The following is a 313-nucleotide window of genomic DNA, read 5'->3' as shown; positions in this document are numbered from 1 at the left end:
GAAGTGGGGCGTTATCATCAACAATCGTAGCTCCACCTCGGAGAATGCGCTCTCGGTCTTTCAGGCGCGGATTGGTTAGGGACTCAATCTCAGCCAGTTCCTTACTCCGACCATTCGCTACCCGCGCAAAAACATCAATCGTCGGAAATCGCGACGGAATGAGAGTAAAGAACGTTTGCTTGACGTCGATCACAGTGAAAGAGTTAGCCGCCACGCTGCGCGTCCACATATTGTCTGACACGGAATATATCCATCACTTGGCCGCCGCGCATAACGTCGAGAGCACTCTGCCCGCGGAAAAACTGGTTAGGTC

General features: G+C 53.0%; 1 protein-coding gene and 1 pseudogene. Both read right to left on the bottom strand.

Annotated elements, in window-relative coordinates:
• Positions 1-229: pseudogene (locus tag AF337_RS44735) on the bottom strand (RES family NAD+ phosphorylase); the annotation flags it as partial.
• Positions 204-272: a hypothetical protein gene (locus AF337_RS46340; RefSeq protein WP_342028464.1), complete on the bottom strand. Its 69-nt coding sequence runs from the start codon at positions 270-272 to the stop codon at positions 204-206. The pseudogene AF337_RS44735 and the gene AF337_RS46340, both read right to left, overlap by 26 nt.
• Positions 273-313: the final 41 nt, after the last annotated feature.

The sequence above is a fragment of the Rhizobium ecuadorense genome (genome assembly GCF_001187535.1).
Lineage (GTDB): Bacteria > Pseudomonadota > Alphaproteobacteria > Rhizobiales > Rhizobiaceae > Rhizobium > Rhizobium ecuadorense.
This window is presented reverse-complemented; position numbering and strand designations above follow the sequence as displayed.